General features: G+C 35.9%; 23 protein-coding genes. 10 read left to right on the top strand and 13 right to left on the bottom strand.

From position 1 onward, the window contains the following. Positions 1-120: 120 nt before the first annotated feature. From ASG31_RS17215 to ASG31_RS17190, 6 genes are all read right to left on the bottom strand, one after another. Entirely contained in the window at positions 121-954 is an 834-nt protein-coding gene (locus ASG31_RS17215) for an energy transducer TonB (RefSeq protein ID WP_056035742.1), read from the bottom strand. Positions 955-980: 26 nt separating this feature from the next. Continuing rightward, positions 981-1,526: an ExbD/TolR family protein gene (locus tag ASG31_RS17210; RefSeq protein WP_056035739.1), complete on the bottom strand. Its 546-nt coding sequence runs from the start codon at positions 1,524-1,526 to the stop codon at positions 981-983. Positions 1,527-1,547: 21 nt separating this feature from the next. Then, positions 1,548-2,138, bottom strand: a complete 591-nt coding sequence (locus ASG31_RS17205) for an ExbD/TolR family protein (protein ID WP_056035736.1) — start codon at positions 2,136-2,138, stop codon at positions 1,548-1,550. Positions 2,139-2,200: 62 nt separating this feature from the next. Continuing rightward, positions 2,201-3,073: a MotA/TolQ/ExbB proton channel family protein gene (locus tag ASG31_RS17200; RefSeq protein WP_056035733.1), complete on the bottom strand. Its 873-nt coding sequence runs from the start codon at positions 3,071-3,073 to the stop codon at positions 2,201-2,203. Between the two features lie 239 nt (positions 3,074-3,312). Then, the gene (leuS, locus tag ASG31_RS17195) at positions 3,313-6,132 is read right to left on the bottom strand and encodes a leucine--tRNA ligase (RefSeq protein WP_056035731.1); all 2,820 of its coding nucleotides are present in this window, start codon (positions 6,130-6,132) and stop codon (positions 3,313-3,315) included. A gap of 175 nt (positions 6,133-6,307) precedes the next feature. Further along, positions 6,308-6,787 (bottom strand): lipocalin family protein, encoded by a 480-nt coding sequence (locus ASG31_RS17190; protein ID WP_056035728.1) that lies wholly within the window; start codon positions 6,785-6,787, stop codon positions 6,308-6,310. Positions 6,788-6,935: 148 nt separating this feature from the next. Here ASG31_RS17190 and ASG31_RS17185 point away from each other — a divergent pair, with 148 nt between their 5' ends. Together ASG31_RS17185 and ASG31_RS17180 are read left to right on the top strand one after the other, a co-directional pair. Continuing rightward, on the top strand, positions 6,936-7,688 hold the full coding sequence (locus tag ASG31_RS17185; RefSeq protein ID WP_056035725.1) for a glycosyltransferase family 2 protein: 753 nt from the start codon (positions 6,936-6,938) through the stop codon (positions 7,686-7,688). Beyond that, positions 7,688-8,314, top strand: a complete 627-nt coding sequence (locus tag ASG31_RS17180; RefSeq protein ID WP_056035723.1) for a hypothetical protein — start codon at positions 7,688-7,690, stop codon at positions 8,312-8,314. Before ASG31_RS17185 ends, ASG31_RS17180 begins: the two co-directional genes overlap by 1 nt. Here the strand turns inward: ASG31_RS17180 and ASG31_RS17175 are convergent. From ASG31_RS17175 to ASG31_RS17155, 5 genes are all read right to left on the bottom strand, one after another. Then, entirely contained in the window at positions 8,306-9,541 is a 1,236-nt protein-coding gene (locus ASG31_RS17175; protein WP_056035721.1) for a 3-deoxy-D-manno-octulosonic acid transferase, read from the bottom strand. The two genes, ASG31_RS17180 and ASG31_RS17175, sit on opposite strands and share 9 nt — an antisense overlap. After that, entirely contained in the window at positions 9,538-10,014 is a 477-nt protein-coding gene (locus ASG31_RS17170) for a DUF1648 domain-containing protein (protein ID WP_056035718.1), read from the bottom strand. The genes ASG31_RS17175 and ASG31_RS17170 overlap by 4 nt, the downstream gene beginning before the upstream one ends. 3 nt (positions 10,015-10,017) lie before the next feature. Beyond that, positions 10,018-10,734, bottom strand: a complete 717-nt coding sequence (locus tag ASG31_RS17165) for a C40 family peptidase (protein ID WP_056035715.1) — start codon at positions 10,732-10,734, stop codon at positions 10,018-10,020. Between the two features lie 43 nt (positions 10,735-10,777). Continuing rightward, complete coding sequence (locus ASG31_RS17160) at positions 10,778-11,425, bottom strand: O-methyltransferase (protein WP_056035713.1); 648 nt, start codon at positions 11,423-11,425, stop codon at positions 10,778-10,780. Between the two features lie 294 nt (positions 11,426-11,719). Then, entirely contained in the window at positions 11,720-12,553 is an 834-nt protein-coding gene (locus ASG31_RS17155; RefSeq protein WP_056035709.1) for an OmpA family protein, read from the bottom strand. Positions 12,554-12,647: 94 nt separating this feature from the next. Here ASG31_RS17155 and tilS point away from each other — a divergent pair, with 94 nt between their 5' ends. The 6 genes from tilS to ASG31_RS17125 all read left to right on the top strand — a co-directional run bounded on the left by tilS (position 12,648) and on the right by ASG31_RS17125 (position 19,444). Then, positions 12,648-13,967 (top strand): tRNA lysidine(34) synthetase TilS, encoded by a 1,320-nt coding sequence (gene tilS / locus ASG31_RS17150; RefSeq protein ID WP_056035707.1) that lies wholly within the window; start codon positions 12,648-12,650, stop codon positions 13,965-13,967. A gap of 1 nt (position 13,968) precedes the next feature. Beyond that, positions 13,969-16,035: a protein-disulfide reductase DsbD family protein gene (locus ASG31_RS17145; protein ID WP_056035702.1), complete on the top strand. Its 2,067-nt coding sequence runs from the start codon at positions 13,969-13,971 to the stop codon at positions 16,033-16,035. Positions 16,036-16,299: 264 nt separating this feature from the next. Then, positions 16,300-16,818, top strand: coding sequence for an ExbD/TolR family protein (locus ASG31_RS17140; protein ID WP_056035700.1), 519 nt, complete (start codon positions 16,300-16,302; stop codon positions 16,816-16,818). Between the two features lie 184 nt (positions 16,819-17,002). Then, positions 17,003-17,785, top strand: a complete 783-nt coding sequence (locus tag ASG31_RS17135; protein ID WP_056035697.1) for an alpha/beta fold hydrolase — start codon at positions 17,003-17,005, stop codon at positions 17,783-17,785. Then, positions 17,782-18,618: a hypothetical protein gene (locus tag ASG31_RS17130; RefSeq protein ID WP_056035695.1), complete on the top strand. Its 837-nt coding sequence runs from the start codon at positions 17,782-17,784 to the stop codon at positions 18,616-18,618. Before ASG31_RS17135 ends, ASG31_RS17130 begins: the two co-directional genes overlap by 4 nt. A 34-nt stretch (positions 18,619-18,652) precedes the next feature. Next, the gene (locus ASG31_RS17125) at positions 18,653-19,444 is read left to right on the top strand and encodes a patatin-like phospholipase family protein (protein WP_056035693.1); all 792 of its coding nucleotides are present in this window, start codon (positions 18,653-18,655) and stop codon (positions 19,442-19,444) included. A 26-nt stretch (positions 19,445-19,470) separates the two neighbouring features. Here the strand turns inward: ASG31_RS17125 and ASG31_RS17120 are convergent, their stop codons facing one another. Continuing rightward, positions 19,471-20,760: a WG repeat-containing protein gene (locus tag ASG31_RS17120; RefSeq protein ID WP_082504619.1), complete on the bottom strand. Its 1,290-nt coding sequence runs from the start codon at positions 20,758-20,760 to the stop codon at positions 19,471-19,473. Positions 20,761-20,770: 10 nt separating this feature from the next. After that, positions 20,771-21,772 (bottom strand): DHH family phosphoesterase, encoded by a 1,002-nt coding sequence (locus ASG31_RS17115; protein ID WP_056035687.1) that lies wholly within the window; start codon positions 21,770-21,772, stop codon positions 20,771-20,773. 220 nt (positions 21,773-21,992) lie between these two features. Between ASG31_RS17115 and rpmH the strand changes: the two genes are divergently transcribed. Both rpmH and ASG31_RS17105 read left to right on the top strand, forming a co-directional pair. Then, the gene (rpmH, locus tag ASG31_RS17110) at positions 21,993-22,151 is read left to right on the top strand and encodes a 50S ribosomal protein L34 (RefSeq protein WP_034701860.1); all 159 of its coding nucleotides are present in this window, start codon (positions 21,993-21,995) and stop codon (positions 22,149-22,151) included. Between the two features lie 127 nt (positions 22,152-22,278). Continuing rightward, positions 22,279-22,989, top strand: coding sequence for a cell division ATP-binding protein FtsE (locus tag ASG31_RS17105; RefSeq protein ID WP_056035682.1), 711 nt, complete (start codon positions 22,279-22,281; stop codon positions 22,987-22,989). The last annotated feature ends 4 nt before the right edge of the window (positions 22,990-22,993 follow it).

The following is a 22,993-nucleotide window of genomic DNA, read 5'->3' as shown; positions in this document are numbered from 1 at the left end:
AAATATCTAAACAACATATAGCAAAAATACTAAAATAATATCAGTCTGCTAGTTAAAAAAAGTTAATAAAAAAAGAGCAACAAAATAAATTGCTGCTCTTTTTTATGAATATAAATCAGATTATTCAAATGCCATTTTAAGCGGCAATCTAAATCTTGATCTTACTGACTCACCTTGTAATTTACCAGGCGTCCATTTACCTTTGATCCCTCGGATTGTTCTTTCAGCTTCCTTATTAAATGCTGAGTTTGGTCCGCTTGCCTTAACATCGGAGATTGAACCGTCCCTTTCTACAACGAAACTGATGCTGGTGCTTACGGTTTCTCCAAGTCCTTCAAAATCAGACTGGTCGAAATTTTCACCTACTAATCTTCTGAACTTTTCGATACCTCCTACAAAGTCCGCCTGTTGCTCAAGACCTCCTTCTACAATTTTATTAGGATCTACTTTTGGTGCTTCCACAGCTTTACCTGCTCCTGTATCTTTAGGTGGTGGCGGTGCAACGAATGCCGTAGTCTTATCACCTTTCTGATCCACTGTTCCGGTTGTTGTATCCTTAGTTTCTTCCATCTTCTTCGGCGGTTCTTCCACTTTAGGATTTGGTTTCGGCTCAGGGATCATATCCTTCACAATTTCCACTTTTGGTGGCTCCACAGGTGGTGGCGGTGGTGGTGGCGGTGCCTTGATTTCTTCAGGTGGTGGAGGTAAATCTTTGATATCATCTAAATTCACTTCAACAATCTTATCTTCTGGTGCTTTTTCCTGAGTCATTTTTAAATATAAAAACGGACCCACTACTAAAAGAACGAAGATAAGAGTTCCCAAAAGAAATGCCTTTGTTAACAATGGTCTGTACGCCTGTCTCAGATCATACGCACCATATTCTTTATTTCTGCCCTCAAATACCACCTCATCAAGAGTGGGTACCGGAGCATTATAATTATCTGTTGACATACTTTTTAATTTAATTATTAAACCACTTATTTATTACCCACTTTCTGGTCATAAACAGTTTTTTCCCAAGGCTTCACTTCGCCGATACCGTAGTGATCAGTTTTTGTAATAGCCATTTCATCCAGAATATCTACAAAATTCTCGTAAGTAGAATCATCAGTCGGTTTGATAATTACCGTGAAGATATCCGGTCTTTTTGCTCTTGATTTTGCGGTTGCAATAACTTTTGCAATATCTTCAGAATCCAACGTTGTTTCCGCAAGTTTCCCTGGATCAGTAAGACCGTTTTGGTCTAACTGGTGATAATACATCTTGTTATCTTTTCCTAAAAGGAAAGTGATCGCATTTGAAAGGTCAATTTCAGGATCTTTAACTTGTTGATTTTTATCTGGTTTAGCCGGCAACTTCATATCCATAATATTGGGTTTACTGAAAGTTGTGGTAAACATAAAGAATGTGATCAACAGGAAACCAAGATCCACCATTGGAGTCATATCTACTCTGGCGTTATGTTTTTTCGAACGGACCTTGCCGCCTTTCCCGCCTTTTTCCTGTACTTGTACTTCTGCCATTTCTCTTCTATTTTAATCCGACTACTCTGAAGATGTAATCAGTACAAATTTATAAAACTGTATATCTTTCAATCCCTCAAAAAGAGCTTTGAACTGTGGATACTGTGCTTTTGCATCTCCCTTGATTGCTAATTTAGCATTAGGATTTGCCTGCAGAGAATATTTTACCCAACTTGTCAATTCTTTATTCACGCTGTCCATAGGAATTGAAACTCCTTTAATCTGCTGTCTCACATCTTCCGGCTTATCAAGATAAGAAGGAAGCTGTTTCATTGGAACTCCGATGGCACTTGCATTCTTAAATGCTTTCTTCTGTGCCTCAGTAAACCCGATTCTGTATTCACCAGCCATAAGATCAAGAATCTGCTCTCTCTCGGTAGGTGTAACAGTAGGTGTAAAGAAGAATCTTCCGTCAGGAGTTACACTTATTGTCATCAAGTTGGTATCATCCAACTTTTGTGTTGAAACTGAAGATGGCGTAGTAATCTGCTCTGCATCCGGCTTTTTAAACTGCGTTGTAAGGATGAAGAACGTAAGGAGCAGGAAAGCAACGTCGCACATTGCCGTCATATCCGTAACTACCCCGTGTCTTTTTGGTTTGACTCTCGCCATATTAAATATTTATAAAATTTAACAAAATAAGATTGTGTCTGTTTGCAGACATTATCCAACTCTTAGTTGAATTCTGCAAAAGATTGCTGAATGCTTAATCCGATTTCGTCTATTTTATAAGTTAATCCATCAATTTTAGATGTAAAATAGTTGTAAAGGATAATTGCAATCGCTGAAGTACCAATACCTAAAGCCGTGTTGATCAATGCTTCAGAGATACCTGTTGAAAGGGCAGCAGCATCCGGAGATCCTCCACCTGCACCTAGAGCAGCAAACGCTTTAATCATACCAAGTACCGTTCCTAATAGTGCAATCAAAGTTGCTACAGTACCTAAAGTAGAAAGAATCATCATGTTTTTCTCAAGCATCGGCATTTCTAAAGTAGTAGCTTCTTCAAGAGACTTGCTTAATGCTACCAGTTTTTGCTCTTTGTTAAGAGTCGCATCTTTCTCAAGAATTTTGTAAGTAGTAAGACCTTCTTTTACAACGTTCCCCACAGAACCTTGCTGTCTGTCACACTCTTCCAAAGCTTCATTGATTTGGTTTTTGTTCAGATAAGTTCTGATCGTTGATACGAAGTTATCCAGGTTGTTTTTACCACTCGCTCTACCTAAAACCATAGCTCTTTCAATAGAGAACACTAAAACCGTGATCATAAATGTAAGCAAGATTGGTACTACAGGACCTCCTTTGTAAACGATCCCCATCATTGATCCTTCAGCAGGCTCAATTTTTTTTCCTTCAACGTCAGACAAAGCTACAGAAGCTGCACCTTTAAACTGATCTGGATGCTGGAAGTTTGAAGGGTTACCCAGTACAAACATATAAATAGCAACCCCAATTACAAATAGAATAGGAATTACAATTGCAGGGTTAAGACCACCCATCTTTTTAGCAACTACTTGCTCATCATTCTTTGAAACATTCATTTCCATATTTAACTAAATTATATTGTTTAAAAATTTCAGATTGTAAAATAAAGATAAAATAATTTAAAATGCAAGAGACATAAATAAACATTTTATATTTTTAGAATAACAATTTATAAAACTGTTCCACTTTCATTAAAAATAAAAATTTATATTATGAATACTGTGGTAATAATTAAAAAAACATTGAATATTCAAAAATTTTGATTGTGTATTTTTTTGAATATTCCAATGTTAATTATTTTTTAAATTACGATATTCACTATCTTTTTAGGTACTACAATTATTTTTTTCGGAGTTTTACCGTCCAAAATCTGTTCCATTTTGTCATTTTGAAGCACTATATCCTGCACTTCCTGTGCAGAAAGTTGAGCAGGGAGTGTTATTTTAAATTTCATCTTCCCGTTTACGCTCACTGGATATTCAATTTCATCTTCTTCAAGATACTTTTCTTCCAGCTTCGGAAATTCTACATATTCTATTGAATCTGTATTTCCCATCATGTTCCACAATTCTTCGCAGATGTGCGGCGCATAGGGAGAAATTACAACGGCTAAAGGCTCTAAAATATTGCGTTTGTTACATTTTAATTTCTGCAATTCGTTTACAGCAATCATAAATGATGAAACGGAAGTATTGAAAGAGAAATTTTCTATGTCATACACCACCTTTTTTATCAAGGTATGCAGAACTTTATATTCCGCTTTCGTTGGCTCTTCGTCAGATACTTCAAAAACCTCTCCATTAAAATATAAATTCCAGAATTTCTTGAGAAAGCCGTAAACTCCGCTCAAACCCTGTGTGTTCCACGGCTTTGATTGTTCCAATGGACCCAAAAACATTTCATATAGTCTTAAACCGTCTGCACCATATTCTTCACAGATGTCATCAGGATTTACAACATTGTATTTTGATTTGGACATTTTTTCTACTTCACGACCTGTGATGTATTTTCCATCTTCCAAAATAAATTCAGCATCAGCATAATCTGGTCTCCAAGATTTGAAAGCTTCAGTATCCAATTCGTCAGAAGTTCCTTTTAATAGGGAAACATCAACGTGAATTGCCTGAGTCTTGTAATCTTTTGCCAAATTTTTAGAAACATATTGGTTTGTTCCTTCAACTCTGTAAACAAACGCACTCATCCCCAAAATCATTCCTTGATTGATCAACTTTTGGAAAGGCTCATCATTATTAATATATCCTCTATCCTTTAAGAACATATTCCAAAAACGGGAATACAATAAGTGACCGGTTGCATGCTCGCTTCCGCCGATGTATAAATCTACCTGTCCCCAATAATCTGAAAGTTCTTTTTCAGCAAAAACCTCATCATTATTTGGATCCATATATCTTAAAAAATACCATGAGCTACCTGCCCAACCCGGCATTGTGGATAATTCAATCCCCCAAACCCCCAATGGAGGCTCCTCATTGTCATTTATTGAAACAACTTTTTCGTTGATTTCATCCCAATGCCATTTTTTTGCATTTCCTAAAGGTGGATCACCGTCTTCTGTTGGTAAATATTTTTCAACTTCAGGAAGTTCCAAAGGCAAAGCGGAAGTTGGCAGAGTGTACGGCATTCCATCTTTATAATAGATTGGCACCGGCTCGCCCCAGTATCTCTGTCTTGAAAAAATCGCATCACGCTGCCTGTAGTTTGTAGTTCCGTGACCAATTGCTCTGTTTTCGATCTCTGCAATTATTTTTGATTTCGCATCATTATAATTTAAACCGTTTAAGAAATCAGAATTTACACAAACAGAATCTTTAGAATCAAAAGATTTTTCCTGAATGTCTTCATCTGTTTCTACAACTTTTATTATTTCCAAATTAAATTTCTTTGCAAATCTGTGATCACGGTCATCGTGTGCCGGAACAGCCATTACAGCTCCAGTTCCGTAACCCATCAATACATAATCTGAAATATAAACCGGCATCTTTTTTCCACTGAACGGATTGACGGCATAACTTCCCGTGAAAGCCCCGGAAACGTTTTTCACGTCTGCCATTCTATCACGCTCGGTTTTCTTGGAAGTTTCTTCGATGTAATTTTCAACTTCAGATTTCTGTTCTGCTGTGGTAATATTTTCTACCAAAGGATTTTCTGGTGCCAAAACCATAAAAGTTGCTCCGAAAATGGTATCAGGTCTTGTAGTGAAAACCTCAACGATTTCGTCATGACCTTCAACATTAAATCTAACCTGTGCTCCTTGAGATTTTCCGATCCAATATTCCTGTGAATCTTTCAACGGCTGAGGCCAGTCTAAAGTTTTTAAACCTTGTAAAAGCCTTTCAGAGTAAGCAGAAATTCTCATGCTCCACTGCATCATTTTCTTTTGGAAAACCGGATAACCTCCTCTTTCGGATTTTCCGTCTTTCACTTCGTCATTGGCCAAAACAGTTCCCAATGCAGGACACCAGTTGACTGTAGTTTCAGCTCTGTAGGCTAAACGGTAATTTAAAAGGATATCTTCCTTATCAATTTCCAAAGCAGATTTCCATTCTTCTGCTGTAAAATTTAATTCTTCGTTTTGATTGGCACTTAAACCTTCCGATCCTTTTTCTTCAAAATGTTGAATTAAAGTTTTGATAGATTCGGCCTTGTCGGTACTTTTATTATACCAGGAATGGAAAAGTTCGATAAAAATCCACTGCGTCCATTTATAATAAGATGCGTCGGAAGTTCTCACTTCCCTACTCCAGTCGAAAGAGAAACCAATCTTTCTTAACTGCTCTTCGTATCTTGTAATGTTCTGTTCAGTAGTAACTGCCGGATGTTGCCCGGTCTGAATAGCATATTGCTCAGCCGGAAGCCCGAAAGAATCGTAACCAACCGGATGAAGAACATTGAAACCCTGATGTCTTTTGTATCTCGCATAAATATCTGAAGCAATATATCCCAGCGGATGCCCCACGTGAAGCCCCGCTCCCGATGGATACGGAAACATATCGAGTACGTAAAATTTCGGTTTGTCTGTTTTATCGGAAGTCTTGTAAGTCTGATTGTCTTCCCAGTATTTCTGCCACTTTTTTTCTATCTGCTGATGATCGTAAAACACGTTTCTTAATTTGTTAGATGTTAGATGCAGGACTTCAGATATTCTCTAAATCTTAAATCCTGATTCACAAAAATAATGATTTTTAAAGAAATATGAGTTAAAATAAACCAGGCCTAAAACAAAAAATCCCATCTGAAGATGAGATTTTATATGTTAATTCAATATATTCAAAAAATTATTGCGGAATTCTTTTGAAAGAATAAGTTACCGTTTTGTAAACTGCAGGATTAGTTTTGTCTTCAATCATCAGATTCATTGCATCTGCATCAAGTCTCGTGATTGTTCCTTTATCTGAAACAATGGTTCCCTGATATTTTAATTCTACAGCTTTAGTCCCTCTGTCAAATGTGTAAGAAAAAGTACGGTTTGAAGTCTGTGTACAAACCACGGGAGACACCCCAGATTCCTGAAAGGTGGTACGTGTTCCTGAGTTGTTGTCTTTAAAAACCCATCTAGCCTGCTGCTGACAAGTGCTGTAAACAATCTGATCACTTACGCCATCGCCATCTACATCTACTTCGGTTCTTACCTCAGCTAATGGTTGCCAGGTTCCTACCAAAGGAACTTCTGGAGCTGTTTCTTCATCCTCGTTACAAGCTGTGGTAGTTGTAGCAAACAGAGCTAATCCCGCAAACAATAATACTAGTTTCTTCATAGATCATTTTTTCAAGGGCTAAAATTATGATTTTTTTTAAATACTTTGTTATTTTTTTTCATATTTAGAATCATATTTTACATTTTCTTATCATTTTGGTTTAATTCCACACATTTTAAAAAGTTTATCTTTGTGCAAAAAGTCGCAAATGCCCGAAATTTCCATCATCACCCCCTGTTATAATTCCTCGAAATTTTTGAGAGAAACTATAGATTCAGTGCTCAGTCAAACCTTTACAGACTGGGAATGGCTGATTACAGATGATTGCTCCAAAGACAACTCGGTGGATATTATTCAAAGTATTTCTGACCCAAGAATTAAACTTACAGTTGCAGAAAAAAATGGTGGCGCGGGGCATGCGAGAAATATTTCTCTAAAAAATACTTCGGGAAGATTTATTACTTTTTTAGACGCTGATGATTTCTGGAATCCTGAATTTCTCGAAGAGATGCTGACTTTTATGACGAAAGAAAATGCCGAGCTCGCCTATTCCAACTATGCCAGATGTGACGAAAATCTGAACCCACAAATTGAAGATTTTAAAGCAGACAAAACGGTAACTTTTCAAAACTTACTTAAAACCTGCAGACTTTCTCTTCTTTCGTCAATGTACGATTCTAAAAGGGTTGGAAAGGAATATTTCCCCGAAGGAAGCAAACGGGAAGATCATGTGATGTGGCTTAATTTGTTAAAGAAAATCCCAGAGGGAAAAGCTTTGCCGAAGACGATGGCCAAATACAGGATGCACTCCACAAGCATCTCAAGAAAAAAACAGAATATTATTAAAGATCAATATTTGGTGTACAAAGATTTTATGAATTTTTCAACTGCAAAATCTATGTATTATACCATGAATTGGGCTTTCAATGGTTTTAAGAAATATTCAAAATTATTTAACTGATGGAGTATTCTAAAGAATTTAAAGCTGCACTGAGCGAGCTGAAACCAATAGAAAAGGACCGCTTAATTTTCAGACTATTAAAGAAAGATAAAATTTTATCTAAAAAATTATATTTTGAACTGATTGATACTGAAAACGCAGATCAGAAGCGCGATGCGATGGAAGAACACATCAAAGAAAAAGTAGAATTTGCATCGAAATACATCAGCAATCAAAAATATTTTGTGGTTCTCATCAGAAAAATTAGTGCTGAGATTACGGAGCATGTGAAAGTAACAACAGATAAATTTGGTGATGTATATTTAAATCTTTTTCTCATCAACCAGATTTTAGAATCAAATGACAAATTGAGCCGACAAAGGTTTAACGACATTTATAAACTTTACCTGTACCTTATTAACAAAGTGGTGAAATCTCTTCTGCTCGCCAAAAAGCTGGATGAAGATTACTGGATTGAACTGGATGAACTTCTTTCGGAACTGCACGATAAAATAACTTCAAATGTCTATCTTGAAAAACTTTTCATCAACAACGGAATAGATTTAAACTGGCTCACCATCGAAAAAATCCCTGATCATTTTGATTTAATTATAAAAGACATTAAAAATCACGGTTTTTTAAAGTGACAGAATTTTCTGAATAATCAGTTCTGAGGAATTTGGTTTTTCATTCACGAATTTTGACGCATTTCCAGACATTTCGCTCAACAAATTTTCATTTTTATCAAGTTTTAAAATAAAATCTGCCGCTTCTTTTTCTGTTTCAAAAGTTTTACCGCCATTGGCTTTTATTAAATCGTCCGCTTCGGGATTTTTGCGATACTGATTTCCGAAAATTACAGGAACTCCAAAAGTTGCCGCTTCCAAAATATTATGCAGCCCTGAATCATGAAAACCACCGCCTACAACAGCGATATCAGCATAAGAATATATTTTTGAAAGCAGACCGATGCTGTCAATGATTAAAATGCCGGATTTTGAATGTTGGATGTTGGATGTCTGCAATTCGCTGTATAGAATTGCGGTTGGAAAGATTTCTTTTAAATTTTGAACTCTTTTTAAATCGTGTGGAGCGATAATGAGTTTTACATTCTGAATTTTTTCTGAAATAATTCTGGCTATTTTTTCTTCTGCCTGCCACGAACTTCCAAAAACAATTGTTTTTCTTCCTGAAATAAATTCCGCTATAAAATCAACGTAGTTATCCCTATTTTTAATCTGCTTTACACGGTCAAATCTTGTATCTCCGGTTACAGAAGATTTTTCGAGGCCGATACTTTTCGCCAAAACATAAGAATGTCTTGTCTGATGAAAAAACCAGTCGACATTCTCTTTCAGTTGTTTTACAAACCATTTTCCGTAAGATTTAAAAAAACTCTGTCTTTCATAAAACAGTGCAGAAACTACAAATATTTTTGCATCGTTTTCTTTTAACTGTCGCAGTAAATTATACCAGAAATCATATTTTACCGTAAGAAAGAGTTTAGGTTTAAAAGCTTTCAAAAATTCTTTTAAATCTGAATTTCTGTCAAACGGAAGATAACAGACCACATCCGCAAGCGGTTTCTTTTTAATTACATTCTCGTAACCCGAAGGTGAAAAAAATGTGACTAGTATTTTATAACCTGGAAATTTCTGTTTTAATTTTTCAAGCACCGGAAGTCCCTGTTCGTACTCTCCGAGACTTGCCGCGTGCATCCACAAGACCTCATCATCAGGAGAAAATTTAGATTTTATGATATTCAAAGACTGCTTTCTTCCTTCAACTCCTTTTTTAGTTTTAGCATTGAAATGAGCGAAAATCTTCATCCCGAAGATCATCAGACCGACAAAAATGGTATATAAAAAACTCAATTTTTCAGATTTAAAGTTTCTCTCCGTTCTTCTTTTATCATTTTAAAAATATGAAATCCTACGGTTAAAAAAAGCGACACTAAAAGGAAAAATACTGCGTTGGACATTTCAGTTAATTCGCCTTGTGCGATAAGAATACCTTCTAGAACAGTATCCGCAAGTAAAAGGAGGATGACGAAAAGTATACTGTAAGCAAAGACCTTTAGCTTTTCTTTATTTCTATAGCTTTGTGGAACATTCAGCATGGGCGATTCCGGATTTCTTGGTATACCTGCGAGAAGTAAAAAAATAAAAGTTCCGATTGCAGGAAGAAACCAAATGGTATTTTTGTGATTTTCCCCGTTTATCGTCCCATTGACTGCAAAGTGTGTAGGCACAATTTCCGGCAGATTTGAATAGGAAAAAATGGTGAAGCCCCAAATAAAGCTCAACAAAAGGATGCTTGCAATAAAAAAGACTGTGGACAATTTCATTATTTAAATCAGTTTCTTAATGACACGAAGTTTGTGAGTATGTTGATTCAGTTCTTTATTAAAAATCCCTGAAGAATCCAAAGTATCAATTCTCACTTTTCCTGATGCGTGGATGATTTTCTGGTTGTCAAGCATAATTCCGACGTGAATAATTTTTCCCTCGGCATTCTCGAAGAAAGCCAGATCGCCCATCTCACTTTCTTCCACAAAAGTAAGAGACTCGCCCACTTCCACCTGCTGTGAAGCATCGCGGGGAAGCTTTATATCATGAATTTTAAATACCAACTGCGTAAAACCGGAACAGTCGACTGCAAAAAAGCTTTTACCGCCCCACAGATAGGGAACATTAATGAATTCTTTAGCAGTAAGAGCGATACTTTCTCTCAAATTATGACTTCGCTTGGAGGCCACCACCGGAAATTCAACCTCAGAGCCCATGGAAAGTAGCGTTTTGCCGTCTTTCATCAGCACAGAAGAAAAATCTTCGGTAACCACTGTAACTTTTCTGTTGGTTAAATATTCATCAGAAACCGTTTTGATCTGCTTGGTATCCATCCAGCCTTCATAGCCGTCGTAGTGCATTTTTATTTTGGTCCAGTTTTTATTGACCTCCAAAATATCGGCACTTTCACCGAAAAGAATTTCGGTTACGATCTCTGCTCTATCCGAATTTTCTGCCCTCACCGGCGCCACAGTTACTGTACAAACTCCTTTGTTCATCATTGAAAGGTTAAAATTTAAAGTCGGGATTCTTTCTCTGAAATTATTTTCTTCTCAGAAAATTTACTCCGTCACGCAAAGGTAAAATAAGATTATCAAAATCTTCGTCCTCAGCTGCCAAATCATTCAGTTCTTTGATGATTTGGGTAGATTTCTGCTTAGGATTTTCATCTAAAACTTTTCCGTACCACAAGACATTATCAAACAGAACTACAGATCCTGATTTTGTTTTTGGTTTTATCAGCCTGAAATATTCTGCGTAACTTTCTTTATCGGCATCAATAAAAACAAGGTCAAATGCCTCATTAGTCTCTTTTAAAAATTCTTTAGCATCCTGAATTCTAAAATCGATTTGGGAAGAAAATTTACTCTCAGCAAAATATTTTCTCGGAAAATAAGCCAAATCTTCGTTGACGTCTAAAGTTGTAATTTTCCCTTCAGCTGATAATCCTTCAGCTAACGACAATGTCGCATAACCTGTAAAAGTTCCGATTTCTAAAATATTTTTAGGATTGAGCATTTTTGAGATGATACTCAAAAGCCTTCCCTGCTGATAGCCGGAAATCATGTGAGGCTGTGTGGTTTTCTGATATGTTTCTCTTCTCAGTTTTTTCAGAATTTCAGGCTCCGCAGAAGCGTGATCTTCCAGATATCTGTCCATTTCAGGGTGTTTTTCTTCGAAATAACTCATGTTATAATTTTAATAATCTGATTTCTCAAAATCTCTTTACGAAATTTTTTTCATTTAAAATACCGTAAAAATACGGATTGTATATTTAAAATAAGGCTTGTACTTTTGACACATCAATGATATAGGTAAAAATACTGTATTAAAGGTGATGAAAAAAAATAAACCGGGGTTCACAAACCTGCAGAATTTCCTCGATTACATTTTCAGCTTGATTGAAAGAGAAAATGTGGTTTAACTAAATTAAAAAGATCCCGATAAACATCGAGATCTTTTGTTTTTATCAGCTGAGTGAAATTATTTTTTTGGAGTAATATCCATCAATTTCATAAACTCATCCAGCTTCGGCATAATGATAATTTCCGTTCTTCTGTTTTCAGCTCTTCCGGAAACGCTCATATTGGTTGCTTTAGGATTGTATTCAGAACGTCCACCCGCTGTGATTCTTGCTGGGTCAACCCCAAACTGGGTCTGCAGAACTTTAGCAATTGAAGTACCTCTCAAAGCAGAAAGATCCCAGTTGTCTCTCGGTAAGCTTGAAGAATTCAGAGCAACATTATCTGTGTTACCTTCTATCAATACAGAATATTTGTCGTAGTCGTTAATTACCTTCGCTACTTTACCCAAAACTTCCTGGGCTGCAGGCAATACGTTGTAATCTCCAGTTTTGTACAACATTTTGTCTGATAATGAGATCATTACCACACCTTTAAGCACTTTTACCTGAACATCCTGATCAGTTACGTTATCCAAAGATCTTTTCAGTTTGTTTGATAAAGCTAAATTTAAACTGTCATTTTTTGCATTTGAAGCGATAAGCTGCTTGATATAAGCATTGGAAGAATTGATTTCTCCCACCAATTTGTCAATATTTGCAGAACTTTTCCCTGAATTTGAAAGACATGCATCTAAAGATGATTTCAAAGCATCATGCTGACTTTTCAATAAATTGTTTTCACTAGACAGGCTTGCATTTTGAGATTTCAGATCCTGAATTTCTCTTTGTCTTTCTCCGATGTTTTCGATACACTGCTTGTAATTTGAGCTTAAAGCCTCGTACTGTTTTTTACTTACACACGAAGTCATTCCCAAAACTACAGCAGAAGCTGCTAAGATTTTAAAAATTTTCATAAACAATCTTTTTTTAATTTTAAGATAGCTCCAAAGGTAGAAAAATTCAATTAAATGGTAAATGCTATCTTTGTTAAGTCAAAACCTGCTGCAAATGCTGAGCCTAAAATCGGTAGAATCTAAGATTTCAAACCTCATTTCTGAATTTAAAACCAAAAAATATCTCTTAGCGGTGAGCGGAGGTGCAGATTCTATGGTTATGGCGAGTATTTTCAAGGATTTACAGCTTTCATTTGAGGTAGCACATATCAATTATAAACTTCGGGGAAACTATTCAGATTTGGATCAAAAAACTGTAGAAGACTTCTGTAAAAATTTTAATATTAAATTTCATTTATACGAAGTTTCGGAAAAAGATCAGCAGCCTGAAAACTCTATTCAGCTTTGGGCGAGGGATCTGAGGTATCAGTTTTTCAGAAAAATTCAACAGGAAGAAAATATTGATTTTCTGGTGACAGCGCATCATCTGAACGATCAGCTTGAAACATTTATTATCAATCTTTCAAAAGCTTCAGGTTTAAAAGGTTTGAGTGGAATTCCATCGAATGAAAATCAAATTCTGAGACCACTTTTAGACTTTAGCAAACAGGAAATCTATGATTTTGCGAAAGAAAACAAAATTGAATTTCGTGAAGATCTTTCCAACAAAAAAAATGATTATTTACGGAACAGAATCCGAAATGAAATCACTCCGAAACTGCTGGAAACAAACGAATATTTTCTTCAGAATTTCAGTAAAAGTTTAGATTATTTAAGTCAAACCAAAAATTTTGTCGTGGAAAAAATAGCTGAGATTGAACAAAAAATAACGGTTTCAAATTCAAATCCTCAAATTTTATCCAAAGAAAAACTGGCGAAAGAATCTGATTTTGTGAAATTTGAGATTTTGAAAAAGTATGGCTTCAGTAAAACTGAGGAAATTGCTAAAATATTCTCAGCAGAAAACGGAAGTTCTTTTTTCTCCATAACCCATCAGATTTTTATTCACAGAAACGATCTGATTATCCAAAAAACACTTGAAAATCAAAACGTTATTAAAGAAGAGTTGATCTTAATTGCAGATTTTGACTTTTCTGAAAACCATTTTTCTTTAAATCTCGAAGATAAAGTTGAAAACTATAATGATTTTGGAACAGCCTTTATTTGGAATTTCGATGCTGAAAAATTAAAATTTCCTCTGAAACTCAGAAAGCAGAATGATGGCGACGAATTTTTCCCATCAGGATTTTCAGGCAAAAAGAAGGTTTCTAAGTTTCTCAGGGATGAAAAATTGTCTAATTTAGCGAGGCAAAAAATCTGGCTGATCTGCGACACCGAAAATTCGGTTCTGGGAGTAATCCCATTGCGGCAGGACAGACGGTTTTCAGCACTTGAGAACACTGAAAAAGTTCTTGTAATATATAATAAAAAGTAAAATGAAATTCAGAAGTTGGTTTTTTTTCACGCTGTTATTCTTTGCAACAGCGATCAACGCACAGATTAAAGATCCTGTAAAATTTAAATTTTCTATCAACGAACTTGGTAACAATGAGTATGAAGCGGTACTGAACGGAACCATTGAAAAAGGATGGCACATTTACTCAAGAGACATTCCTGAAGACACGGGAATTCCCACTGAGTACAAAGTTTCGGGTAAAAACATTGAGTTAATTGGTAAATTTGTAGAAACCGGAAAGAAACATTCAGAATTTTCTGAAGCTTTCGGCGGAACGATCGTCTATTACTCTGATGCTGCAGGATTTAAACAAAAATTCAAACTTAAAGACGGCACAAAACCGGCTGATGTGGTCGCTGAAATTATGTATCAGACTTGTGATGACAGGGTTTGTCTGGCTCCAAATACATTAGAATTCACCAAAAAAGTTACGCCAAAAGATGCGACGGAAGTAGTTACTGACGAAAAAACTGTTGCAGAAGATTCTTTAAGTCCAATTGTAGACACTTTAGAAGAAAACGCAACTGAGACAAAAACGGCTGTTGCCACTGCTTCAAAACTCGATCCCAAGCAGTTGAAAATCTCATCAATTGACATTACAAAACCTTTAACAGACTGCGGAATAGGCACCAAATTGGAAACAAATTACTGGAAAATATTAATTTTAGGTTTCATCGGTGGATTGATCGCCTTATTAACACCATGCGTGTTCCCAATGATTCCGTTAACGGTATCTTTCTTTACAAAAGGCAATAAAAATCCGACAAAAGGAAAAAGAGACGCTTTTGTTTATGGCTTTTTTATTCTTTTGATTTTTGTTTTATTAAGCGTTCCATTTCATTTAATTGATGGGATTGCAGGAAATATTTTCAATGAAATTTCCACCAACGTCTGGCTTAATATTTTGTTTTTCGTGGTATTTATCTTCTTTGCAGGAAGCTTTTTCGGATATTACGACATTACTTTGCCAAGTTCCATCGCCAACAAATCTTCAAAAGCTGAAGAAGTAGGCGGAATGATTGGTATTTTCTTTATGGCTCTAACATTGGTGATTGTTTCTTTCTCTTGTACAGGTCCTATTTTGGGAAGTATTCTGGGAAGTATTTTGAGCGATAATTCGGTTGATATTCCAACGGTTCTTACCTTTGCTTTGGCAGGTTTCGGCTTGGCCTGGGCGATTGTATTTGGTCTTCTGGCATTGTTTCCACAGGCTTTACAAAGTCTTCCGAAATCCGGCGGATGGATGAATACGGTAAAAGTTGTTTTAGGATTTATTGAATTGGCATTAGCCTTAAAATTCCTTTCAAAAGCAGACTTGGTGTCAAAAACATTCTTTATCAAAAGGGAATTATTCATTGCAATCTGGATCATTATTGCAATCGGTTTGGTAATCTATTTATTTGGGTTGATAAGATTTCCACACGATGATAAAAAACCGAAAATTTCGATTGGAAGAAAAATTCTTGGATTCTTAGGAATTGGGTTTGTGGTTTATTTAGTTCAGGGATTAATTCCTGCCGAGCGACCAAAACTTCAGCTTTTAAGCGGTATTTTGCCTCCATTGAATGTAAGTTATTTCCATGACGAAAAAGACGGTATTTTAGGAATGCATCCTGAACATGATTTCTTCTCAGCCATTGAACTGTCCAAAAAAGAAAACAAACCCATTTTAATAGACTTCACAGGTTATGGTTGCGAAAACTGCCGTAAAATGGAAGAATTTGTATGGAGCGAACCGGATATCTTACCGATTCTGCAAAACGACGTTGTACTTGCTTCTCTTTATGTTGACGACAAGGAAGAACTTCCCGAAGATCAGAAAACCAAGATTGAAATGGGTGACGGACAGGTGAAAAAAGTAAAGACCATCGGAGACAGATGGAGTTTATTCCAGACCGTGAATTTCAACAACAATTCACAGCCACATTACGCTCTGATTACACCTGACGGCAAAGTAATCAATCAGCCAGTTTCAGGATATATGGATAAAGAAGATTTTAAAAAATTCCTTGAATGTGGAGTGAATTTTTATAAGAATAACAAATAAAAACTTTTCAACTTTATACAAAACTCATATCGGAAGATGTGAGTTTTTTTGTTTTAAATCTTAAAACAATGCGGATTGTCGGTCATGCTTAAAATTACATTACACCTTATAGATTGGATATTACATGTGAAAATTTTTTAATGATATAATCATCATTTCAAAACAATCATTATCAAATCAATAAAACAAACAAGAACAGAGGCATGGAATTTGTATTGAAATTAAGAACATATTAGTTTTTAATCAATTTTAAATATCTGAATTATGGCAGAAATTATTACAGCTGAAAAAGAAGGAAGACGCAGACCAAGACAGGCCTCCATCCGTGTAGATATGACACCGATGGTTGATTTAGGCTTCTTACTGATTACATTTTTTATGTTTACCACTAATTTCTCAAAAGTCAATCAGATCGAAGCTAAACTTCCTGCAAAAAGCACTGAAAAAACGACCACAGAAATCAACGAAAAAAATCAGGTCACTTTTATTTTGGGAGAAAACGACCGCATATTTTATCATCAGAGCAGCAACGGAAAACTGAATGCCGGAAGTCTGAATGAGATAAAATTCACCGATGCAGCCATCAGTAAAATCATTTCCGATGCTTATCGAACGGCGCCTGCCAAAGAAAAATTCACAGTCATCATCGAACCAACTGATAAGGCAAATTATAAAAATTTTGTAGATGTTTTTGATAATGTTTCTGCTTCACAGAAATACCGCTACGGAATTTCAGACATTAAACCGTGGGAAAAGAAAGTCTACGATGCTCTCATAAAATAAGCAACTAATCACCTTTGCAAGAAGGTGATTTTTTTATGAATTAGATTTTTTGCCTTCCATGTAACTTTCATTTAAAAATACGTAATTCCAAAAAAGACCATGTCTGCAAAAGAATTACATTAATCAAAATATATATATCTTACGGTTTAAATTTTGCTGATAAATCAAAAATAAATTCCTGAACATGCTGCACTTCGAAAAAACACAAAACGGAAAAGAAACATTGGTACTTCTTCATGGCTTCATGGAAAACTGCACCATTTGGAAAGACATGGAAAAGCATTTATCTGATCAGTTTTCGCTTTTAAAAATTGATCTTCCCGGTCACGGAAAATCTGAAATTACAGGCGAAATCCAGACGATGGAAATGATGGCTGAAGAAGTGAATAAAGTTTTGGAAAGCCAGAATTTAGATAAGTTCCATCTTCTTGGCCATTCGATGGGCGGCTACGTTTCGCTTGCTTTCGCCGAAAAATTTCCTCAGAAATTAAAAACCTTAACTTTATTTTTCTCCACTTTTCTGGAAGATGATGCCGAAAAAAAACAGCAGCGGATTAAAAGTTACCGCATTATAAAAGATTCTTTTGCCCACTACGCCAGAGCAGGAATCCCCAATCTTTTCAACCCAAATGAACGCGACGTTTTGGAAGGAAAAATAGAAACCGCTTTAGAAATTGCCCTTTCCACCAACAACCTCGGAGCTTTAGCTTCTGTAAAAGGAATGGTGGAAAGAACAGATAAAAAACATATTCTCGAAAATATGGAAGCGAAAATTCTTATTCTCGCCGGCAAACACGACAATGCGGTAAAGACTGAAAGTTTACTTAAAAATCTACCGGACAGAACAAATATTAAATCTTACGTTTTAGATTGCGGGCACAATGGCCATTGGGAAAAACCATCCATCTGCGCAGAAATCATCAATACAGAACTGCTTCATCATCTACCAAAAAAATTAGTTTTATGAGAGGTTCGGTTCTTATAATTATTATTTCCTTTCTGCTTACAGCATGTAAAAAGGAAGCTCAAACAGGAAAAAAACCTGTAAATTCTGAAACAGAAACTGCGGCAGCATCTGCTGCGGAAAAACAGCCAGATTCTACAGCAGAAAGAAAAATTATTCAGGAACGATTTGATTTTATAACAGAACTTTGTGACAACAAGGGCTATTTTGATTCTAATAAGTATTCACGTAAAGAAATTGAAGGAACCTACAGACTTTGGTTTAACAGTGGCGCTTTTCACATCAGCACGCCTTCCGTTTTTAAGCCTGATGACTTATATAAAGTGAGACGTGAGAAAGATTTGATTTTAGAAAAATTAGATGCAGATTTTTTAAAGAAAAAAACTGCTCTCGAAAAACTGACTGTAGTCTCCAGTCCTTACTGGCAAAACATCAAAAAAGCACATCTTGCAGAGCTGAAAGAGGATTACGAAAAAAACAGACTGCAGATGATAGCCTACAGTGACCCTTCAGTACTTCTGAATAATTCATTTACAAAAAACTGTCAGAACTTCGCCAAAGCTTTAAGCGGTTCCGACGAAGCAATCATGTCTGAATGGCGCAAACTGCGGGAAGCAATGAGCAAAAAAAACGCAAACCCCGGGCGTATAATGGCGGAATTTGAAGACCATGCCCAATCCTCTCAGTGGAAAGATTTTGCAGTGGCAGATCTCATTACTTTCGGCTGGGGAAACTGCGCCAATCAGGACGTACAGAGGCCTTCCCATGACGATAGAATGAATAAAGAATTCGAAGCTCTGTTCATAAAAATTGATTCTGAATGTGACGAGCCATAAAAAAAATGTATCTTAGTTACCTTTAAAAATATTCATGGGATTTTTCTCCTCAAAAAAAAGCAAACCCGTTATCGGTCTCACGCTCTCTGGAGGGGGAATGCGCGGGATTGCACATATTGCCGTTCTGAAAGCTCTGGAAGAATACAATCTGAAGCCAGACATCATCTCCGGTACCAGCGCAGGATCCATAGTTGCAGCATTTTATTCTTTCGGAAAAACGCCTGATGAAATGATGGAAATTGTGCGTAAAACCACATTTTTTTCAAGATCATTCCTAAGACTTTCCAAAAACGGGATTTTCAGTTCAAATTTTATCTTAAAACTTTTCAGTGATTATTTTCCTGAAGATGATTTTAAAATCTTAAAACTTCCTGTTTACGTTGCCGCTACCGAACTCACGCACGGCATTGTGGATTTCTTTTCAGAAGGTGAACTTTTCGGTCCGTTACTGGCATCTTCCAGTGTTCCTTTTGTTTTGCCTCCCGTAAAAATGGGCGACAGGATTTACGTTGACGGTGGTGTTTTAGATAATCTACCGATAGAACCCATAGTGGATAAATGCGATTTCCTGATTGCTTCCCACGTCAATTCCATCAGCTATGACAGTCTTGAAAACATGAGTTTAATGAAAGAATTCGACAGAATTTTACACCTCGCCATTGCCAAATCTGTTTATGCAAAGATGAATTCCTGCGAAATATTTTTAGACCCGCCAAAGATGACCAAATTCAGTTTATTTAATAAAAAATCTCTTGATATTATGTTTTACGAGGTGTATGAATATACGTGTAGAGAGCTTGAGGAAAAAGGATATAGAAAAATGTAGAATCATTCACACTCATTAATAAATACTTAGAATTCAAGCTTATTCAATGCAGCATTAAAATCATTTATTTTCTTTACACCCTGATAATAATGTGGATTCTGTTTTGGAAAGGATATTCCGTCGATGTAAATCCTTACAATTATATTATTGCCATCAACTACATGACGGTTTCCTGCTTCTTCCAATTTCATATATTCACAAAAATCAAAATTGTCATTAAGTGATTTCCATACCGTTGGATCAGTATCTTTTTTAATGATATTGTTAGGCGAACTTCTTATCGTTGTCACTTTTTCTGTAATTTCCACAACGCTCCATCCGCCATAAGGTGAAGTCACTGTTTTAGTAATTTTGGAAAATTTAGCCTGTGTAAATCCTGGAGAATATTTAGTTACAGATTTATCATCATTTATAAAATAGAATTCATTTGCTTTAAAACCAATATTTACATTTTTCGAAATACTGTCCATCTCAAAATCACCTGCAGTTCCATCAGTATATAAAAGACTGAACTTATCATTTTTTTTCACAGATCCAATTATTTTGTCTGAATCCTTTGAAATTCTGTCAACTTTAGTCTTTGATTTCAAAAGTAACTTCCCACTCCTGTCAAAATAATACCAAAGTTGCTTTTTCCTGAATGCAAAAAACCTTTGAGAAACGTTAAATATATTTTCTGTATTTAAAGGCAGGGCCTCGTCGTAGTCAAAATCAACTATAACCCGTGAGACTGTATCTTCAAGTCCAAATTTATTATTGATCTTTGCTAAAACATAATTCTCTGTAAGAGAAATAATCGTATCATATTTTGGAGAAGATTGCAATGTCTTAAACCTGTCACTACAACTGAAACCATACTTATTGTTTTCCGATTTGTATGTTGTGTAAGAACTTCTGTTGGCTATTTCCCTGCTAACCTCCCATGGATTTGCTAAAGAATCATATATGTGTGTAAAAGCGTTTCCAAAATATACTAAAAAAGGTTGATCATTATTTAATGTTGGCTTATAAGCAAAATCAGGAATCTTTTCTATTAAAATAAATTCTCCGTTTCTACTAACGAGATTATATTCATTGTTATATTTTACAATAGCAACATCTTTATAAAAAGGATAAGCTTCCTCGAAAACCACGGGAAAAAGATCTTTTCCGGTTTTAATATTAATAAAATGAAAACCTCCCTTTAGAAAGACAGGTCTTACAGTATCTGATGTTTTAGAATATTGCTGTAAAATATCTAAATTAAACGGAAAACAATCTTGTGCAAAGAAAATCTGACTGATATTTAATAAAAAAAACAAGAGTAGCTTTCTCATATCAAAAATTTTAAAACCCCTCCTCTCCCACTCTTTCTTTGAAAGTTTCAATCGTTTCCTCTAAAGTCTCAAGAGATTTTCCTCCTGCGGCATTGATGTGTCCTCCACCGTTGAAATATTTTCGTGAAAACTGATTTACGTCAATCGCATCTTTACTTCTGAAAGAAATTTTAATGAAGTCTTCATACAGATCTTCCATGAAAAACGCCGCCATTTTTACACCGAGAATACTTAATCCATAATTAACAAAACCTTCGGTATCACCTTTCTGGAAACCATATTCTTTCAATTCGTTTCTTGTAAGATATAAAATAGCAACAGTCTCATTTACCACTTCAATTCTGCCTAAAATCAAAGCCAAAAGCTGAAGACGGGTGATGGTGTTGGTATCCCAGGTATTGGAAGTAATTAATGCCGGATCTGCTCCTTTTTCAATTAAATTAGCAACAATTCTATGCGTAGTAGCACTTGTAGATCTGAATCTGAAACCGCCTGTATCTGTCATTATTCCGGTATACAGACAGTCTGCTATGTCTTTATTGACCAAATTTTCATCACCCATCGCTTCAATAAAATGGTAGACCATCTGGCAGGTTGCAGGTATTACCGTATCAGAATAAACGTAATCAAAACGTTCCGGCTGCTGGTGGTGATCAATTAAAATCTTTTTAGCCGTCGCTTTCGTCAGCCAGTCGCCCAAAATCCCGATTCTGGCAGGAGAATTAAAATCAAGACAGAAAATAACATCCGCATCAAAAATGAGATCTGCCGCTATTTTTCTTTTGTACTCCGCAATAATATTTTTTTTTGACTCCGGCAGCCACTTCAGAAACTTCGGAAAATCGTTGGGAACAACTACCTCAGCAGAAATGCCTTTTGCAGCAAGATAATGCTTCAGACCTAAACTTGAGCCTACAGCATCACCATCGGGATTGTAATGGGTAAGGATAACAATTTTGTTTTCCGGTACAAGTAAAGTGTTGATTTCTAAAAGTTCTGCGGGTGTAAACATGAAATATTGTTTTGAATTTTGAGTTTCCAAAGATATATCTTTTTAAGACAAAGGAAGATGAAAGATAAATCTTTTGTGTAAATTTGCCTCACAATAAACAGGGAACAGATGGTTCGAAAATTATTTTAAAAAAACTTGCAAGAAGTTTGTAAGCTATAAAAATTTATATATCTTTGCAACCTGAAAATTAATAGATTAATTACGATTTAAACATATAGTAATGAGTAAAAGAACATTCCAGCCATCAGAGAGAAAAAAGAGAAACAAACACGGTTTCAGAGAAAGAATGTCTACGCCAAACGGTAGAAGAGTTTTGGCTGCAAGAAGAGCAAAAGGCAGAAAGAGTTTAACTGTAAGTGCTGCGCGCGCTAAGAGATAATTCTTTGTTATCATATACAAACTGTGCTTGAAAAGTATCTTTTCAGGCATTTTTTGTTGTTAAAATTTACTAAAATTCTTCAAAGTACTATTTCTTTTTATTATTTTTAAAATCTTAAAACTGAAACATGCCACATAGCAACATAACAGGAGAAGACATCATCAATCTGCAGCACGCAAAAATTGCTCAGAAGAACTTCACTGTTTTATCTGATGTCAATTTAAATATTAAAAAAGGCAGATTCTGCTACCTGATCGGAAAAACGGGATCTGGCAAAAGCTCTCTGTTAAAAACCCTTTACGGGCACATTCCTTTGGTGGGTGGCCATGGTGCAGTGGTAGGATTTGATCTTGCAAAATTACGTGCATCAGAAATTCCTAATCTCAGAAGAAAATTAGGAATTGTTTTCCAGGATTTTCAGCTGCTGTCTGACAGAACTGTTGAGAAAAACCTGAAATTCGTTTTAGAAGCCACCGGATGGAGCGATAAAGCAAAAATGGACGAGCGCATCAATGAAGTACTGAACAGCGTTAACATGAAGAGCAAGAAACACAAAATGCCTCATGAGCTATCTGGTGGAGAGCAGCAGCGTGTAGCGATTGCGAGAGCTCTTTTGAATCATCCTGATCTTATTCTTGCGGATGAGCCTACAGGAAATTTAGACCCGGAAACTTCTAATGAAATTATGACGCTGCTGAAGAAAGTGGCTGAAGATAACCATGCTGCTGTGGTAATGGCAACGCACGATTACCACATGATTCAGAACTTTCCTGGGGAAGCCATCAGATGCGAAGACGGTAAGGTTTCTGTGCTGGATACAGCAGAATTATTTGAATAAGAAT

Source organism: Chryseobacterium sp. Leaf404 (genome assembly GCF_001424145.1).
GTDB lineage: Bacteria > Bacteroidota > Bacteroidia > Flavobacteriales > Weeksellaceae > Chryseobacterium.
The sequence above is the reverse complement of the archived record's forward strand: the minus strand, read 5'-3'. Positions and strand labels throughout refer to the sequence as shown.

What these genes read in the sequence shown, in the direction of transcription:
- ASG31_RS17105 (WP_056035682.1), top strand. Translation starts at nt 22,279, where the DNA reads ATGCCACATAGCAACATAACAGGAGAAGACATCATCAATCTGCAGCAC.
- ASG31_RS17210 (WP_056035739.1), bottom strand. Translation starts at nt 1,526, where the DNA reads ATGGCAGAAGTACAAGTACAGGAAAAAGGCGGGAAAGGCGGCAAGGTC.
- ASG31_RS17140 (WP_056035700.1), top strand. Translation starts at nt 16,300, where the DNA reads ATGGCAGAAATTATTACAGCTGAAAAAGAAGGAAGACGCAGACCAAGA.
- ASG31_RS17120 (WP_082504619.1), bottom strand. Translation starts at nt 20,760, where the DNA reads ATGAGAAAGCTACTCTTGTTTTTTTTATTAAATATCAGTCAGATTTTC.
- ASG31_RS17145 (WP_056035702.1), top strand. Translation starts at nt 13,969, where the DNA reads ATGAAATTCAGAAGTTGGTTTTTTTTCACGCTGTTATTCTTTGCAACA.
- ASG31_RS17170 (WP_056035718.1), bottom strand. Translation starts at nt 10,014, where the DNA reads ATGAAATTGTCCACAGTCTTTTTTATTGCAAGCATCCTTTTGTTGAGC.
- ASG31_RS17180 (WP_056035723.1), top strand. Translation starts at nt 7,688, where the DNA reads ATGGAGTATTCTAAAGAATTTAAAGCTGCACTGAGCGAGCTGAAACCA.
- ASG31_RS17125 (WP_056035693.1), top strand. Translation starts at nt 18,653, where the DNA reads ATGGGATTTTTCTCCTCAAAAAAAAGCAAACCCGTTATCGGTCTCACG.
- ASG31_RS17135 (WP_056035697.1), top strand. Translation starts at nt 17,003, where the DNA reads ATGCTGCACTTCGAAAAAACACAAAACGGAAAAGAAACATTGGTACTT.
- ASG31_RS17155 (WP_056035709.1), bottom strand. Translation starts at nt 12,553, where the DNA reads ATGAAAATTTTTAAAATCTTAGCAGCTTCTGCTGTAGTTTTGGGAATG.
- ASG31_RS17185 (WP_056035725.1), top strand. Translation starts at nt 6,936, where the DNA reads ATGCCCGAAATTTCCATCATCACCCCCTGTTATAATTCCTCGAAATTT.
- ASG31_RS17215 (WP_056035742.1), bottom strand. Translation starts at nt 954, where the DNA reads ATGTCAACAGATAATTATAATGCTCCGGTACCCACTCTTGATGAGGTG.
- tilS (WP_056035707.1), top strand. Translation starts at nt 12,648, where the DNA reads ATGCTGAGCCTAAAATCGGTAGAATCTAAGATTTCAAACCTCATTTCT.
- ASG31_RS17200 (WP_056035733.1), bottom strand. Translation starts at nt 3,073, where the DNA reads ATGGAAATGAATGTTTCAAAGAATGATGAGCAAGTAGTTGCTAAAAAG.
- rpmH (WP_034701860.1), top strand. Translation starts at nt 21,993, where the DNA reads ATGAGTAAAAGAACATTCCAGCCATCAGAGAGAAAAAAGAGAAACAAA.
- ASG31_RS17160 (WP_056035713.1), bottom strand. Translation starts at nt 11,425, where the DNA reads ATGAGTTATTTCGAAGAAAAACACCCTGAAATGGACAGATATCTGGAA.
- ASG31_RS17165 (WP_056035715.1), bottom strand. Translation starts at nt 10,734, where the DNA reads ATGAACAAAGGAGTTTGTACAGTAACTGTGGCGCCGGTGAGGGCAGAA.
- ASG31_RS17190 (WP_056035728.1), bottom strand. Translation starts at nt 6,787, where the DNA reads ATGAAGAAACTAGTATTATTGTTTGCGGGATTAGCTCTGTTTGCTACA.
- ASG31_RS17115 (WP_056035687.1), bottom strand. Translation starts at nt 21,772, where the DNA reads ATGTTTACACCCGCAGAACTTTTAGAAATCAACACTTTACTTGTACCG.
- ASG31_RS17130 (WP_056035695.1), top strand. Translation starts at nt 17,782, where the DNA reads ATGAGAGGTTCGGTTCTTATAATTATTATTTCCTTTCTGCTTACAGCA.
- ASG31_RS17205 (WP_056035736.1), bottom strand. Translation starts at nt 2,138, where the DNA reads ATGGCGAGAGTCAAACCAAAAAGACACGGGGTAGTTACGGATATGACG.